14 protein-coding genes are annotated in these 14,298 nt (G+C 60.3%); 1 reads left to right on the top strand and 13 read right to left on the bottom strand.

Annotation, left to right across the window (positions count from 1 at the left end; translation table 11 throughout):
• The first annotated feature begins 48 nt into the window (after window positions 1-48).
• Complete coding sequence (locus QA644_RS05630; RefSeq protein WP_074067441.1) at window positions 49-513, top strand: DUF5680 domain-containing protein; 465 nt, start codon at window positions 49-51, stop codon at window positions 511-513.
• Here the strand turns inward: QA644_RS05630 and QA644_RS05625 are convergent, their stop codons facing one another.
• From QA644_RS05625 to nuoI, 13 genes are all read right to left on the bottom strand, one after another.
• Entirely contained in the window at window positions 514-1,197 is a 684-nt protein-coding gene (locus QA644_RS05625; protein ID WP_074070226.1) for an ABC transporter ATP-binding protein, read from the bottom strand. It abuts the gene before it with no gap.
• A gap of 15 nt (window positions 1,198-1,212) precedes the next feature.
• On the bottom strand, window positions 1,213-2,520 hold the full coding sequence (locus tag QA644_RS05620) for a lipoprotein-releasing ABC transporter permease subunit (RefSeq protein WP_239599301.1): 1,308 nt from the start codon (window positions 2,518-2,520) through the stop codon (window positions 1,213-1,215).
• Between the two features lie 17 nt (window positions 2,521-2,537).
• A complete protein-coding gene (gene proS, locus QA644_RS05615; RefSeq protein ID WP_283071417.1) occupies window positions 2,538-3,860 on the bottom strand; it encodes a proline--tRNA ligase in 1,323 nt (440 codons plus the stop codon).
• A gap of 593 nt (window positions 3,861-4,453) precedes the next feature.
• Entirely contained in the window at window positions 4,454-4,729 is a 276-nt protein-coding gene (locus QA644_RS05610; protein ID WP_194729413.1) for a DUF1467 family protein, read from the bottom strand.
• A gap of 122 nt (window positions 4,730-4,851) precedes the next feature.
• The gene (gene mce, locus QA644_RS05605; protein ID WP_074067430.1) at window positions 4,852-5,256 is read right to left on the bottom strand and encodes a methylmalonyl-CoA epimerase; all 405 of its coding nucleotides are present in this window, start codon (window positions 5,254-5,256) and stop codon (window positions 4,852-4,854) included.
• A gap of 3 nt (window positions 5,257-5,259) precedes the next feature.
• Window positions 5,260-6,930 (bottom strand): ribonuclease J, encoded by a 1,671-nt coding sequence (locus tag QA644_RS05600; RefSeq protein WP_074067428.1) that lies wholly within the window; start codon window positions 6,928-6,930, stop codon window positions 5,260-5,262.
• An 8-nt stretch (window positions 6,931-6,938) separates the two neighbouring features.
• A complete protein-coding gene (locus tag QA644_RS05595; protein ID WP_194729412.1) occupies window positions 6,939-7,703 on the bottom strand; it encodes a biotin--[acetyl-CoA-carboxylase] ligase in 765 nt (254 codons plus the stop codon).
• Window positions 7,703-9,148 (bottom strand): NADH-quinone oxidoreductase subunit NuoN, encoded by a 1,446-nt coding sequence (gene nuoN / locus QA644_RS05590; protein ID WP_074067425.1) that lies wholly within the window; start codon window positions 9,146-9,148, stop codon window positions 7,703-7,705. Before nuoN ends, QA644_RS05595 begins: the two co-directional genes overlap by 1 nt.
• Window positions 9,149-9,166: 18 nt before the next feature.
• A complete protein-coding gene (locus QA644_RS05585) occupies window positions 9,167-10,678 on the bottom strand; it encodes an NADH-quinone oxidoreductase subunit M (RefSeq protein WP_194729411.1) in 1,512 nt (503 codons plus the stop codon).
• Window positions 10,678-12,678, bottom strand: coding sequence for an NADH-quinone oxidoreductase subunit L (gene nuoL, locus QA644_RS05580; RefSeq protein ID WP_194729410.1), 2,001 nt, complete (start codon window positions 12,676-12,678; stop codon window positions 10,678-10,680). The genes QA644_RS05585 and nuoL overlap by 1 nt, the downstream gene beginning before the upstream one ends.
• A gap of 7 nt (window positions 12,679-12,685) precedes the next feature.
• Window positions 12,686-12,994: an NADH-quinone oxidoreductase subunit NuoK gene (gene nuoK / locus QA644_RS05575; protein ID WP_022714828.1), complete on the bottom strand. Its 309-nt coding sequence runs from the start codon at window positions 12,992-12,994 to the stop codon at window positions 12,686-12,688.
• 24 nt (window positions 12,995-13,018) lie between these two features.
• Window positions 13,019-13,633, bottom strand: coding sequence for an NADH-quinone oxidoreductase subunit J (locus QA644_RS05570; protein ID WP_283071414.1), 615 nt, complete (start codon window positions 13,631-13,633; stop codon window positions 13,019-13,021).
• A 142-nt stretch (window positions 13,634-13,775) separates the two neighbouring features.
• Entirely contained in the window at window positions 13,776-14,267 is a 492-nt protein-coding gene (gene nuoI, locus QA644_RS05565) for an NADH-quinone oxidoreductase subunit NuoI (RefSeq protein ID WP_028739580.1), read from the bottom strand.
• Window positions 14,268-14,298 lie beyond the last annotated feature (31 nt).

The raw sequence follows: 14,298 nt of genomic DNA, 5'->3' as shown, positions 1-14,298 counted from the left end.
TACAGGCATATGTTTTTGGGAGAGCTTCAGCGCGGGAGGCCGAGAGCCATGAATCTTGCTGCATTGAACGGCTTCATCGTCGAAGCGAAGGCAAATACCTATGTCGGCGGCGGGAGAAAGCTGGACCCCTGCCGCAGCGGATCGCACGACATCGGCTACGAGCGCGGAGAATGGCGCTATCTCGACAGCTATTTCGGCGGAACGGATTTCGCCGGACAAGAAGTCGTGTGGCTGGGCGGCGAGCCCGTCTGGGTGATGAACTATTTCGGCCGCATTGTCGAGCCGACGCTGATCGATGGGGAGAAGGCAGGCGCCGTCATCAAAGCCGCGCTTTCGACGATGTATGCCGAATACAGTCGCTTCCTGGGCGGCATGGAATTCGAGCATGCCTTCGGCTTTTATGCCGACCACAGCACCGGCGATTGCGATCACTTCAGCGGACGGGAAATGATCATCGTTGCAGAGCGGAGAGCCTACGAGCTGGACTACCGAGGCGGCCTCATCCGCCCCTAATCAGAACTCGACAACCTTACCGTCGCTGATGGTCACGCGACGGTCCATGCGGCCGGCGAGTTCGTGGTTATGAGTGGCGATCAGCGCTGCAAGACCGGACTGGCGGACGAGCGCCTCCAGCGCATCGAACACGTAGCTCGCGGTCTCGGGATCGAGGTTCCCGGTCGGCTCATCGGCGAGAAGCACGGTCGGCGCATTGGCAACCGCGCGCGCAATCGCGACCCGCTGCTGCTCGCCGCCCGAAAGCTCGCCGGGACGATGGCTGGCGCGGTGGCCGATGCGCATATAGTCGAGCAGCTGCTTTGCGCGTTCGCCCGCCTCCTTTCGCGGCAGACCGGCAATCATCTGCGGCATCATGATATTCTCGAGGGCCGAAAACTCCGGGAGGAGATGGTGGAACTGGTAGACGAAGCCAATCTCGCTGCGGCGGATCGCCGTGCGCTTCTCGTCGGTCAGCCCTTCACAGACTTGACCGTTGACGATGACTTCGCCGCCGTCCGGATGCTCCAGCAGGCCCGCGACATGCAGCAGCGTCGATTTGCCGGTGCCCGAAGGAGCGACCAGGGCGACGATCTCGCCGCTGTGGAGGGTAAAATTGGCGCCCTTCAGAATGGTGAGCACGGTATCGCCCTGGCCATAGTGACGCTCGACGCCGGAAAGCTTGAGAACGACGTTCCGTTTCATTGAAATCAGCATTCCTTATTCGTAGCGGAGCGCCTGCACCGGATCGAGCCGCGAGGCCCGCCAGGCGGGGAAAATGGTCGCGAGAAAGGAGAGCGCCAGCGCCATGACGACGACAGAGACCGTCTCGCCGAGACTCATCTCGGCCGGCAGCTGGCTCAGGAAATAGAGTTGCGGATTGAAGAGCACGGCGCCCGTGACCCAGGAGAAGAACTGGCGGATCGACTCGATGTTGATGCAGACGACGACGCCGAGCAGCACGCCAGCAATAGTGCCGACGATGCCGATCGCAGCACCGGTCATGAAGAAGATGCGCATGATGGCGCCGGACGTCGCGCCCATGGTGCGCAGGATCGCGATATCGCTGCCCTTGTCCTTCACCAGCATGATCAGGCCGGAGATGATGTTCAGCGCCGCGACCAGAACGATCAGCGTCAGGATCATGAACATCACATTGCGCTCCACCTGCAGGGCGGAGAAGAAGGTCTGGTTGCGCTGGCGCCAATCGGTGATGGCGATCTGACGGCCTGCCGCTTCCTCCACCTTGGGGCGGAGATTGTCGATATCGTCGGGATTGTTGGCGAAGAGCTCGATCGACTGAACGAGGCCCTCGGCATTGAAATAGAGCTGCGCCTCCTCAAGCGGCATATAGATAATCGCCGCGTCATATTCCGACATGCCGATCTCGAAGATGCCGGAGACCGTGTAGGATTTGACGCGCGGATTGATGCCCATCGGCGTCACGTCACCTTCCGGTGAAATCAGCGTGATGGTGTCGCCTGCCTGCAGACCGAGCTGCTCCGCCATGCGCGAACCGACGAGAACGCCCTGCCCCGAAGCAAATCCGACGAGGTCTCCGGACTTGATATTGTCGGAAACCGTCTTGAGCTTGGTCAGGTCTTCGGCGCGGATGCCGCGCACCAGTGCGCCGGTTCCAGCACCCGCCTGGCCCGACGCCAGCGTCTGCCCCTCGACCAACGGCAGCGCCATCCTGATGCCGGGCACCGCCGCGAACCTGTCGGTCAATGCCGCATAGTCGGTAAAAGGTCCGTCCACCGGCTGCACGATCATATGGCCGTTGATGCCGAGAATGCGCGAGATCAGCTCGGTGCGGAAACCGTTCATGACCGCCATGACGATGATCAGCGTCGCAACGCCCAGCATGATGCCGACGAAGGAAAAGCCGGCGATGACCGAGATGAAGGCTTCCTTGCGGCGCGCGCGCAGATAACGCCACGCCACAAGGCGTTCGAAGGCGGAAAATGGCCTGACCGCCGGACCGAAGCCGGATTTCGAACCCCGCTGGTCCACCGCCGCATCTGCCATTTCGCCTCCGTTCGGCCTTACGCCAAGAGCTTGTTGATCGCCGCGTCGATTGTCATCGTTTCGCGGGCACCGGTCTTGCGGTCCTTGAGTTCCACTTCGCCGTTCGCGACCGCGCGCGGGCCGCCGATGATCTGCATCGGTATGCCGATCAGGTCGGCGGTGGCAAATTTCGTTCCGGCGCGATCATCGGTATCGTCATAGAGAACGTCCTTGCCGGCCTTCGAAAGCGCCGCGTAGATCTTCTCGCATGCTGCATCGCAACCGGCATCGCCCGCCTTCATGTTGATCACGAGCGCATCGAACGGCGCAACAGAAGCCGGCCAGATGATTCCGTTGTCGTCATGCGATGCTTCGATGATGGCGGGAACAAGGCGTGTCGGCCCGATACCGTAGGAACCCATGTGAACGGTGTGTTCCTTGCCATCTGGCCCCTGCACCTTGGCGCCCATCGGCTCGGAATATTTCGTGCCGAAATAAAAGATGTGGCCGACTTCGATGCCGCGCGCCGAAAGACGCTCGGTTTCCGGGATGGCGTTGAATGCTGCTTCGTCGTGCATCTCCGAGGTGGCTGCATAGACAGAGGTCCACTTGTCGAAAATCGCATTCAGGCCGGCGGCATCGTCGAAATCGGTATCGGCCGGCGGGATATCGAAATTGACGAAATCCTTGTGGCTGTACACTTCCGATTCGCCGGTCTCCGCGAGAATGATGAATTCATGGCTGAGATCGCCCCCGATGGGACCGGTGTCGGCGCGCATGGGAATGGCGCGCAGCCCCAGGCGGTCGAAGGTGCGCAGGTAGGCCGTGAACATCTTCTTGTAAGAGTGCTCGGCGCCTTCACGCGTCAGATCGAAGGAATAGGCATCCTTCATCATGAACTCGCGCGAGCGCATGGTGCCGAAACGCGGGCGGATCTCGTCGCGGAACTTCAGCTGGATGTGATAGAGGTTCAGCGGCAGGTTCTTGTAGGACTTGACGTAGGAACGGAAGATATCCGTCACCATCTCCTCATTCGTCGGTCCATAGAGCATCGGCCGGTCCTGGCGGTCCTTGATACGCAGCATTTCCTTGCCATAGGCGTCGTAGCGCCCGCTCTCCTGCCAGAGCTCGGCGGACTGCAGCGTCGGCATGGAAAGCTCGATCGCGCCGCTACGATTCTGCTCCTCGCGGATAATCGAGTTCACCTTGTCGAGAACGCGCTTGCCGAGCGGCAGCCAGGAATAAATGCCCTGCGACTGCTGGCGGATCATGCCGGCGCGCAGCATCAGCCGGTGGGAGACGATTTCCGCCTCCTTGGGGTTTTCCTTGAGGATGGGCATGAAATAGCGGGACAGACGCATGACGGATTCCAGAGCAGTTGGGATTCCGCTCTCATGCGGAATCGACGGCGATCGTTGATATCGGGAGCGTCATAACCGCTTCGCGGCCGGAAAGAAACCCGCGTGACGCGCGAGCAGCCTATCGTATACGCAAGTTTGCGGCCGAAAAATGCCTATGCGAAAAAAAGCGGGCATTTCTAAAGGTTTGCATCAAAATCTTGTCAACAGGTATTTTTTTCTCAAGTGTAGCAAAAATGCAAAAAAAGCTGATGACAAAGCTTAATCTTTGAGCTAGCTTTAGCTCACAAAACAGGCAGGGAGATTAAATTCCTGTCGAATTCGCGGTCAAGTCTTGGGAGGATCAGATCTTAGGCGCGCTCGTCGCAGCCCCGGCAACGGTTACAGATCACGCGATACTTAAAACAAGGCTTTCAGCCTTGTTTTTTTTTGGTTTTTCCAACCTAACTCCGACGCAGAAAAGCCCTGGGTCTTACCTTACGGCAAGGCGTCATGCCGTTGCGTAAGTTCTCTGCGTCATTTCCGTGTCGCCCGTATGACTGCTCCGACTTTCCGGCAAGTTTACATATGCTCAAAGATTGAGCAAAAGCTCCATTTCATCGGAAGCTCGGGCCAATCTGCGGGAGGGCGTCGAAACCCCAGCCGAAATAGGTCGAGGAGATATACCAGGCGCCATAGATAACCGCCGAAACGATGGTCGTCAGTGAGAAGGTGAAAAGCGCCCGAAAACGCGTCGGCGCGCTCGGAACGGTGCCGAGAACCACATCATTGTCCTCCGCCTGCGTGCGGAGGCCGATCGGCAGCACGGCAAAAAGCGTGATCCACCACACGACGAAATAGACGGCAAAGCCCTGTAGAAAAATCTGCAGCATTTCTGTGTCCCGCGACGCCGTTGCAAACATTGCAACAGACGCGCTTATAGAGCGGAATGGTGGATAGCTCAAATCCCATATCCGGACGCTTCCGCAGTCAGGTCACTCTGCCGCAGCCTGCCTCAGACCTGTTCCAGCTCGATCAGTGTGCCGAAGAAGTCCTTCGGATGCAGGAAGAGCACCGGCTTTCCATGGGCGCCGGTTTTCGGCTCGCCGCTGCCAAGCACCCTCGCGCCCGATTTCGCGAGTTGATCGCGCGCCGCAAGGATGTCCGAAACCTCGTAGCAGATGTGATGCATACCGCCGGAAGGGTTCTTTTCGAGAAAGGCGGCGATCGGCGAATTTTCGCCGAGCGGCTCCAGCAGTTCGACCTTGGTGTTCGGCAATTCGACAAAGACGACGGTGACGCCGTGTTCAGGCAAAGCTTGCGGCTGCGAGACCCTGGCACCCAGCGTGTCGCGATAGCCTGCCGTTGCTGCGGCAAGGTCGGGGACGGCGATGGCGATGTGGTTGACGCGGCCAAGCATCGATCAGACCTTTGTGATGAACGCCGTGACGATCGGCTTCTTGCCCCAGGTCTGGTTTGCCGCAGCGCGGACCGCGCGGCGCACCGCCTCCTGCATCATGTCGAGGTCCTTGCGGCGGGCGCGCGGGATGCTCTCGATAGCGCCGACGACGGCGTCGAAGAGCGTGTCTTCCATCTCGTCGCCCTCGTCGTCATAGACCGGCAGGCCGATGGCCACGAGATCGGGATCGCCGACGATGTCGTAGCGGCTGTCGATCACGAGGTTGACCGCGACATGGCCGACATAGGAGAGCTTCTTGCGCTCGCCGATCCCCATCTCGTCGAAATCGCCGATGAGCATGCCGTCCTTGTAGATGCGTCCGTGCGGTGCCTCGTCGATGACCTCGACCGGACCGGGCGCAAGTCGCAGAATATCGCCGTTGCGCACGCGCGGCACGATGCCGATACCGGATTGTTCCGCCAGTTCCTTGTGAGCTGTCAGATGCGTCGCCTCGCCGTGCACGGGCACGACGATCTTCGGGCGTGTCAGCTCGTACATCTTCTGCAGCTCGTTGCGACGCGGATGGCCGGAGACGTGAACCAGCGCTTCGTTGTCGGTGATGACGTGCACGCCCTGCTCGGTGAGGCCGTTCTTGATGTCCTGGATCGCCTTCTCGTTGCCGGGGATGGCGCGGGATGAGAAGACGACGATATCGCCGGCGGCGAGTGCGACGTTGCGCATCTCGTCGCGCGATAGCTTGGCAAGCGCTGCGCGCGGCTCGCCCTGGCTGCCGGTCAGGATGACCACGACCTTGTCGCGCGGGATATAGCCGTATTCGTCCTCGGAGATGAAGGGTTTGACGCCTTCCATCAGTCCGATCTCGCGCGAGACATCGACGACGCGCTTCAGCGAGCTTCCGAGCAGCAAGACTTCGCGGCCTGCGGCTTCAGCGGCCTCGGCAATGGTGCGGATACGGCCGACATTCGAGGAGAAACTGGTGACCGCAACGCGGCCTTCGGCATTCTCGATGATCCTGCTCAGGCTTTCCGAAACGTCCTTTTCGGACGGCGAAACGCCGTCGCGAAGCGCATTGGTGGAGTCACACATCAGCGCTAACACGCCCTCGTCGCCGAGCTGGCGGAAGCGGGTCTCGTCGGTCAGCGGTCCGAGCGACGGCTCGTGGTCGATCTTCCAGTCACCGGTATGGATCACATTGCCGAGCGGCGTGCGGATCATCAGCGACATCGGCTCGGGGATCGAGTGATTGACAGCCACGCCTTCAATGCTGAAGGGACCGGCATTGATCGTATCGCCTGCCTTGAAGATCGTCACCGGCACTTCGCCGATCGCATCCTTCTCGAAATTGCGCTTGGCTTCCAGCAGGCCCGCGGTGAAGGGCGAGCCGTAGACGGGAACATTCAGGCCCGGCCAGAGGTCGGCCAGTGCACCGTAGTGATCCTCATGCGCATGCGTGATGATGATCGCCTTGAGGTTCTTGCGCTCAGCGGCGAGAAAGCGGATGTCGGGCAGCACCAGATCGACGCCCGGAAGATCCGGACCCGGGAAGGTGACGCCGCAATCGACCATGATCCACTGGCGGTGATCTGCCGGGCCGTAGCCGTATAGCGCGAGATTCATGCCGATCTCGCCGACACCGCCCAAAGGCAGAAATACCAGTTCGTCCTGCTTAGCCATAAGCTCCACTATCCAAAAAATACATCCCCGGCGGCAATCTGCATCATCTTGCCCGTGCCGGTTTTGAGCATCAACAAGCCATTATCATCAATCCCGGCGAATTGTCCGGAAATCGAGCGGTCCGGCAGATTGACCGTGATCTTCTCGCCGATGCCGCAGGCGACATCCCGCCAACGGGCGGTGATCTCGCGAACGCCTCGTCCCTCGTTCCAAATATCGAGCACCTCTGCCATCGAAGCAAAGAGATGGGCGAAGAGTTCCTCGGGGGCGGCGGTGCTTCCCTCTTGGCGCAGACAGGTCACCGGGTAGAGCGGATTGTCGGGCATGAGGGCGACGTTGATGCCGATCCCGATCACCAGCGCGTAGCGCTCATCTGCAAGCTTTTCACCTTCGACGAGGATTCCGCAGGTCTTCCTGCGGCCGATCAGGATGTCGTTCGGCCACTTCACCTCGAGCGGTGCTGCGCCAGGCGGCAGAACCATGCGGATTGCCTGATGCACGGCAACGGCGATTGCCAGCGGAAGCGACGAAAGGCGCTCCATCGGCGCCGGATCGATCAAGAGAAGGGAAGCGTAGAGATTGCCCCGTTCCGAAGCCCAGGCGCGGCCGCGGCGGCCGCGGCCACTGGTCTGCTTTTCCGCAGTCACCCACAGGAAACCATCGTCCCCTGCCCTGGCGCGGGCAAGGCATTCGCTGTTGGTGGAGGATGTTTCCGACAGCGCCTCGTGCCGGAAATCGCCGAGCGATATCCGGCGCCGCACGGGAAACATCATCAAAAGAGCGTCGCAGCCGCGAGCTCGGCCGCACCGCCGATCGGGCCACCGATGACGACATAGGCAAGAACGAACAGGCCGGAAAGGCCGAACACGAGGCGAAGTGGGCCGGAAACGCGGGCAAACTCATCCGTCGCTTCATCGAACCACATCAGTTTGATGACACGCAGATAATAGTAAGCGCCGACGACCGACGCGAGAACGCCGATGATGGCGAGCGCATAGAGCTTGGCTTCGATGGCAGCGACGAAGACGAAGTACTTCGCGAAGAAGCCTGCAAGCGGCGGAATGCCGGCGAGCGAGAACATCAGGGTCGTCAGCACCGTCGCCATGAAGGGGTTCGTGCTGGAAAGGCCGGCGAGATCGTCGACAGCTTCGACGACCGTGCCGTCCTTGCGGCGCATCGACATGATGATCGCGAAGGAGCCGAGCGTCATGACCATATAGATGACCATGTAGAGCATCACGCCCGTCACGCCGGTCTGGTTGCCGGCGGCAAGCCCGACGAGCGCATAGCCCATGTGACCGATCGAGGAGTAGGCCATCAGACGCTTGATGTTCCGCTGCCCGATGGCGGCGAAGGAGCCGAGCAGCATCGAGGCAATCGAGATGAAGACCACGACCTGCTGCCAGTCGGCAATGACCGGCTGGAAGGCAGTGATGACGATGCGCGTCATCATGGCCATGGCCGCAACCTTCGGCGCGCTTGCTAAAAAGGCGGTGACCGGGGTCGGCGCACCTTCGTATACGTCCGGCGTCCACATGTGGAAGGGGACCGCCGAGATCTTGAAGGCGATGCCCGCGAGGATGAAGACCAAGCCGAAGACCAGGCCAAGCGAGCGGGCACCTTCGGCGGAAAGCGCCTGGGCGATATCGTCGAAATGCGTATGGCCGGTGAAGCCGTAGACCAACGACATGCCGTAAAGCAGCAAGCCCGAGGAAAGCGCGCCGAGAACGAAATACTTGAGGCCCGCTTCGGTGGACTTCAGGTTCTCCCGGTTGATCGCCGCCACGACGTAGATCGCCAGCGATTGCAACTCGAGACCGAGATAGAGCGCGATCAGGTCGTTTGCCGAGATCATCAGCAAGATGCCGAGGGTGCAGAGCACGAGCAGGACCGGGAACTCGAACTTGTCGAGCTGGTTTTCCCTGGCAAGACCGATCGACATGAAGAGCGCTGCGAAGGAGCCGACGAGCGCGGTGATCTTCATGAAGCGGGAGAAACCGTCCGCCTGGTAGACGCCGCCGTAAGCGAGGCCATCGCCCGGCACGAAGATCAGCCACAGCGCAGATGCCGCAAACAGGATCAGCGCCAGAACGCTCACCATACGGCCCGACCGCTCGCCCGCAAAGACGCCGATCATGAGCAGGACAAGGGCGCCGACCGCGAGGATGATCTCCGGCGCGGAAAGATGCAGGCTTGCGAGAATGGTTTCAGCGGTCATGTCCAAAAAGTCCCGTCATCAATTCATCGACAGCGCAACGTCGTGCGCAGCGTTTACAGCGGCCGTATAGTTGTTCACCAGCATATCCACGGAGGCGGCCGTCGCATCGAAGACCGGCGCCGGATAGACGCCGAAGAAGATCGTCAGTGCCACCAACGGATAGAGGATCAGTTGCTCGCGCGGCGAAAGATCGAGAAGCGCCTTCAGCTTTTCCTTTTCCAGCGCGCCGAAGATCACGCGGCGGTAGAGCCACAGAGCGTAGCCTGCCGACAGGATCACGCCGGTTGCGGCGAAGAGCGCTACCCAGGTATTGACGCGGAAGACGCCCATCAGCGTCAGGAATTCGCCGATGAAGCCCGAGGTGCCCGGAAGGCCGACATTCGCCATGGTGAAGACCATGAAGGCGACGGCATATTTCGGCATGTTGTTGACCAGGCCGCCATAGGCCACGATCTCGCGGGTATGGGTGCGGTCATAGACGACGCCGACGCAAAGGAAGAGCGCGCCCGAAACGATGCCGTGCGACAGCATCTGGAAGATCGAGCCCTGCACGCCCTGCATGTTCGCCGCAAAGACGCCCATGGTGACGTAGCCCATGTGGGCAACCGACGAATAGGCGATCAGCTTCTTGATGTCGTCCTGCATCATCGCGACCAGCGAGGTGTAGATGATGGCGATCACCGACAGGGCGAAGACCATCGGCGCGAAGAAATCGGACGCGACCGGGAACATGCCGAGCGAGAAGCGGATGAGGCCGTAACCGCCAAGCTTCAGCAGCACGCCTGCCAGGATGACGGACCCGGCCGTCGGTGCCTGGACGTGCGCATCCGGCAACCAGGTGTGAACCGGCCACATCGGCATCTTCACCGCAAAGGAGGCGAAGAAGGCAAGCCACAGCCAGGTCTGCATGGCAGGCGGGAACTTGTAGGCGAGCAGCGCGGAAATATCCGTCGTGCCGGCCTGCCAGTACATCGCCATGATGGCGAGCAGCATCAGTACCGAACCGAGCAGCGTGTAGAGGAAGAACTTGTAGCTTGCGTACACGCGGTCCCTGCCACCCCAGACACCGATGATGAGGAACATCGGAATGAGACCCGCTTCGAAGAAGACGTAGAAGAGCACGATATCCAGCGACACGAAGACACCGACCATCATCACTTCAAGGATGAGAAAGGCGATCATGTATTCCTTCAGGCGCTTTTCGATGGAGAGCCAGCTCGCCAGAATGCAGAAGGGCATGAGGACCGTCGTCAGGACGACGAACAGCATCGAGATACCGTCGACGCCGACATGATAGCCGATGCCCGTGCCGAGCCAGCCATGCTTCTCGACCATCTGGAAGCCCGGGTTCGCATTGTCGAAACCGATCCAGATGAACAGCGAAACGATGAACGTGACGATGGTCGTGATCAACGAGATGTTGAGCACGTTGCGCCTGCCGCTCGGGCCGTTTTCGCTCATCAGCAGCAGAAGCACCACGCCGACGAGCGGCAAGAAGGTGACCGTTGAAAGAATAGGCCAATCGGTCATCAGAAGGAACTCCCGAGCATCATCCAGGTAACGAGTGCGGCAATGCCGATCAGCATCGCGAAGGCATAGTGATAGAGGTAACCGGTCTGCAGGCGGACGACGCGATTGGTGACGTCGACGACGCGGGCGGCAACGCCGTTCGGGCCGTAAGCGTCGATGACGCCGATATCACCCTTCTTCCACAGGAAGCGGCCGAGCGCCTTGGCGGAACGGACGAAGAGGAAATCGTAGAGCTCGTCGAAGTACCACTTGTTGAGCAGGAACTGGTAAAGCACGCGGTGCTGCTGCGCGAGAACGCGCGGCGTCGAAGGCGACTTGATATACATGTACCAAGCCGTCACGAAGCCGAGAAGCATCGCGATGAACGGGCTCAGCGCCACCCAGGCCGGCACGTGGTGGAATTCTTCCAGCAATTCGTTCTCGGCGCCGGTGAAGAGCGCGCCTTTCCAGAACTCGGCATAGTGGTGGCCGTAGAAGTAGCCCTCGAACAGGACACCCGCGAGAACGGCGCCGACCGCCAGAAGATAGAGCGGCACGAGCATGACCTGCGGCGATTCGTGGACGTGGTGCATCACCTCGTGCGAGGCACGCGGCGTGCCGAAGAAGGTGAGGAAGGCAAGACGCCAGGAATAGAAGCTCGTGAACAGGGCCGCGATCACCAGAAGCGTAAAGGCGAAGCCTGCAACCGGTGAATGCGAGGCGTAGGTCGCTTCGATAATCACGTCCTTCGAGAAGAAGCCGGCGAAACCGACCGGCGTGAACGGAATGCCGACGCCGGTCAGCGCCAGCGTGCCGATCGTCATCATCCAGAAGGTGACCGGGATGTGCCTACGAAGGCCGCCCATGTAACGCATGTCCTGCTCGCCGTCGACGGCATGGATCACCGAGCCGGCGCCGAGGAAGAGCAACGCCTTGAAGAAGGCGTGTGTGAAGAGGTGGAAGATCGCCGCGCCGTAAGCCCCGACGCCGAGCGCCACGAACATGTAGCCGAGCTGCGAGCAGGTCGAATAGGCGATGACGCGCTTGATGTCGTTCTGCACGAGACCGACGGTCGCTGCGAAGAAGGCGGTTATCGCGCCGATCATGGTGACGAAGACCAGTGCATCGGGCGACAATTCGAAGAGCGGCGACATGCGGGCGACGAGGAAGACGCCGGCGGTGACCATGGTCGCGGCATGGATGAGTGCCGAAACCGGCGTCGGGCCTTCCATAGCGTCCGGCAGCCAGGTGTGCAGCAGGAATTGAGCGGACTTGCCCATCGCGCCCATGAAGAGCAACAGGCAAATGCCGGTCAGCGCATGCGCCTTGTCGAGCTGCATGCCGAAGAGGTTAAGTACGACTTCACCCGCGGCTTCGGCACCTTCATGCGGCGCGAAGCTCGAGGCATTGGCGAAGATCGTGTCGAGGTTGATCGAACCGAACAGAACGAAGATGCCGGCAATACCGAGCACGAAGCCGAAGTCGCCGACGCGGTTGACGACGAAGGCCTTGATTGCGGCGGCGTTTGCCGACGGTTTCTTGTACCAGAAACCGATGAGCAGATACGAAGCCAGACCCACGCCTTCCCAGCCGAAGAACATCTGGGCGAGGTTGTCGGAGGTCACCAGCATCAGCATGGCGAAGGTGAAGAGCGAGAGATAGGCGAAGAAGCGCGGACGATGCGGATCATGGTGCATGTATCCGATCGAGTAGATGTGCACCAGCGTCGAGACCGTGTTGACGACGATCAGCATGACGGAGGTGAGCGTGTCGACGCGCAGCGACCAGGAAGCATCGATGCCGCCGGACTGGATCCAGCGCAGGACCTCAACCTTGATCGGCCCGCCTTCGAGATGCCCCATGCCGACGGTGACGAAGACGTACCAGGACAGGACAGCGGCGACGATCATCAGGCCGCAGGTGACGTATTCCGATGCCTTGGCGCCGATCGCACGGCCGAAGAGGCCGGCGATGATCGCGCCGATCAAGGGAAGAAAGACAATAGCCTTATAGAGGAACATGAGCCGCTCAGCCCTTCATCATATTAACGTCTTCGACCGCGATCGAGCCGCGGTTGCGGTAGAAGACAACGAGAATTGCAAGACCGATCGCTGCCTCAGCCGCAGCAACCGTCAGAATGAACAATGCGAAGACCTGGCCGACGATGTCGTTCAGGAATGACGAGAAGGCGACCATGTTGATGTTGACCGCAAGCAGGATGAGTTCGATCGACATCAGGATGACGATGACGTTCTTCCGGTTGAGGAAGATGCCGAAAATGCCGATTGTGAAGAGAATGGCACTAACCGTCAGGTAATGGGAAAGACCGATGACCATGTTCTTTGTTCCTTGTCCCTGCCTTTAGAGGCCCTGCCCCGGCTTGACCGTGACCACCTCAACGGCAGTTGCGGGCGTGCGGGCAACCTGTCTTGGAATGTTCTGCCGCTTGATGTTGGTACGGTGCCTCAGCGTCAGCACGATCGCACCGATCATCGCGACGAGAAGGACCAGGCCGGCGATCTGGAAGAAGTAGATGTAGTTCGTATAGAGCACGTCGCCGAGGGCGGCGGTATTGGTGCGCTCGGTAATGGCCGGGATCGGCATCGCGACGGTCTTTGCGACTTCCGGAGAGATCGCGCTGCCGCCGACAACGACGATGAGTTCGGCTGCAAGAACCAGACCGATCAAGCCGCCGATCGGGGCATATTCGAGAACACCCGCGCGCAGCTCCGTAAAATCGATGTCGAGCATCATGACCACGAAGAGGAAGAGAACCGCGACTGCGCCGACATAGACGACAAGCAGGATCATTGCCAGGAACTCGGCGCCGAGCAGCAGGAAGAGGCCTGCGGCATTGAAGAAGGTCACGATGAGGAACAGAACCGAATGAACCGGATTCTTCGCCGAGATGACCATGAACGCCGACGCTACCGCGACAAAGGCGAAAAGATAGAAAAATAGAGCCTGCAGACCCATGTTGGTGCCTTTTTCATCTTCCCCCGGGCAGCCGGGAGTTTCCCTGCCCGAATGGAGCTTGGCGTGACGTCAAGCCCGCAAAGCTCCGGTGCATGTTGACCGCGGGAGGCGAGCGCCCGCCGCGCGGCATTTCAAATTCCAATCAGCGGTACGGTGCGTCGATCGCCATGTTGCGGGCGATTTCGCGTTCCCACCGGTCGCCATTGTCCAAAAGCCGCTGCTTGTCGAAATAAAGCTCTTCGCGGGTTTCCGTGGCGAATTCGAAATTCGGGCCTTCGACGATCGCATCGACCGGGCAGGCCTCCTGGCAGAAGCCGCAATAGATGCACTTCACCATGTCGATGTCGTAGCGCACCGTGCGGCGCGTGCCGTCATTGCGGCGCGGTCCAGCTTCAATGGTGATCGCCTGAGCGGGACAGATCGCTTCGCAGAGCTTGCAGGCGATGCAGCGCTCTTCGCCGTTCGGATAGCGGCGCAGCGCATGTTCGCCGCGGAAGCGCGGGCTGACCGGACCCTTTTCGAAGGGGTAGTTGATCGTCGCCTTCTGGCGAAAGAAATAGCGCATCGACAAGAAGAATGCGCCAACGAATTCCTTGAGGAACAGCGAGCTGACGGCGTTGGACAAGCTTGCCATCTTCAACCTCCAAAATTGCTGGAAACGAGGG

Origin of the sequence: Rhizobium sp. CC1099, assembly GCF_029714385.1 — a bacterium.
Classification (GTDB): domain Bacteria; phylum Pseudomonadota; class Alphaproteobacteria; order Rhizobiales; family Rhizobiaceae; genus Rhizobium.
Note: the sequence above shows the minus strand (reverse complement) of the source record. Positions and strands in the feature narration are given on the sequence as shown.

What these genes read in the sequence shown, in the direction of transcription:
- QA644_RS05630 (WP_074067441.1), top strand. Translation starts at nt 49, where the DNA reads ATGAATCTTGCTGCATTGAACGGCTTCATCGTCGAAGCGAAGGCAAAT.
- QA644_RS05625 (WP_074070226.1), bottom strand. Translation starts at nt 1,197, where the DNA reads ATGAAACGGAACGTCGTTCTCAAGCTTTCCGGCGTCGAGCGTCACTAT.
- QA644_RS05620 (WP_239599301.1), bottom strand. Translation starts at nt 2,520, where the DNA reads ATGGCAGATGCGGCGGTGGACCAGCGGGGTTCGAAATCCGGCTTCGGT.
- proS (WP_283071417.1), bottom strand. Translation starts at nt 3,860, where the DNA reads ATGCGTCTGTCCCGCTATTTCATGCCCATCCTCAAGGAAAACCCCAAG.
- QA644_RS05610 (WP_194729413.1), bottom strand. Translation starts at nt 4,729, where the DNA reads ATGCTGCAGATTTTTCTACAGGGCTTTGCCGTCTATTTCGTCGTGTGG.
- mce (WP_074067430.1), bottom strand. Translation starts at nt 5,256, where the DNA reads ATGCTTGGCCGCGTCAACCACATCGCCATCGCCGTCCCCGACCTTGCC.
- QA644_RS05600 (WP_074067428.1), bottom strand. Translation starts at nt 6,930, where the DNA reads ATGGCTAAGCAGGACGAACTGGTATTTCTGCCTTTGGGCGGTGTCGGC.
- QA644_RS05595 (WP_194729412.1), bottom strand. Translation starts at nt 7,703, where the DNA reads ATGATGTTTCCCGTGCGGCGCCGGATATCGCTCGGCGATTTCCGGCAC.
- nuoN (WP_074067425.1), bottom strand. Translation starts at nt 9,148, where the DNA reads ATGACCGCTGAAACCATTCTCGCAAGCCTGCATCTTTCCGCGCCGGAG.
- QA644_RS05585 (WP_194729411.1), bottom strand. Translation starts at nt 10,678, where the DNA reads ATGACCGATTGGCCTATTCTTTCAACGGTCACCTTCTTGCCGCTCGTC.
- nuoL (WP_194729410.1), bottom strand. Translation starts at nt 12,678, where the DNA reads ATGTTCCTCTATAAGGCTATTGTCTTTCTTCCCTTGATCGGCGCGATC.
- nuoK (WP_022714828.1), bottom strand. Translation starts at nt 12,994, where the DNA reads ATGGTCATCGGTCTTTCCCATTACCTGACGGTTAGTGCCATTCTCTTC.
- QA644_RS05570 (WP_283071414.1), bottom strand. Translation starts at nt 13,633, where the DNA reads ATGGGTCTGCAGGCTCTATTTTTCTATCTTTTCGCCTTTGTCGCGGTA.
- nuoI (WP_028739580.1), bottom strand. Translation starts at nt 14,267, where the DNA reads ATGGCAAGCTTGTCCAACGCCGTCAGCTCGCTGTTCCTCAAGGAATTC.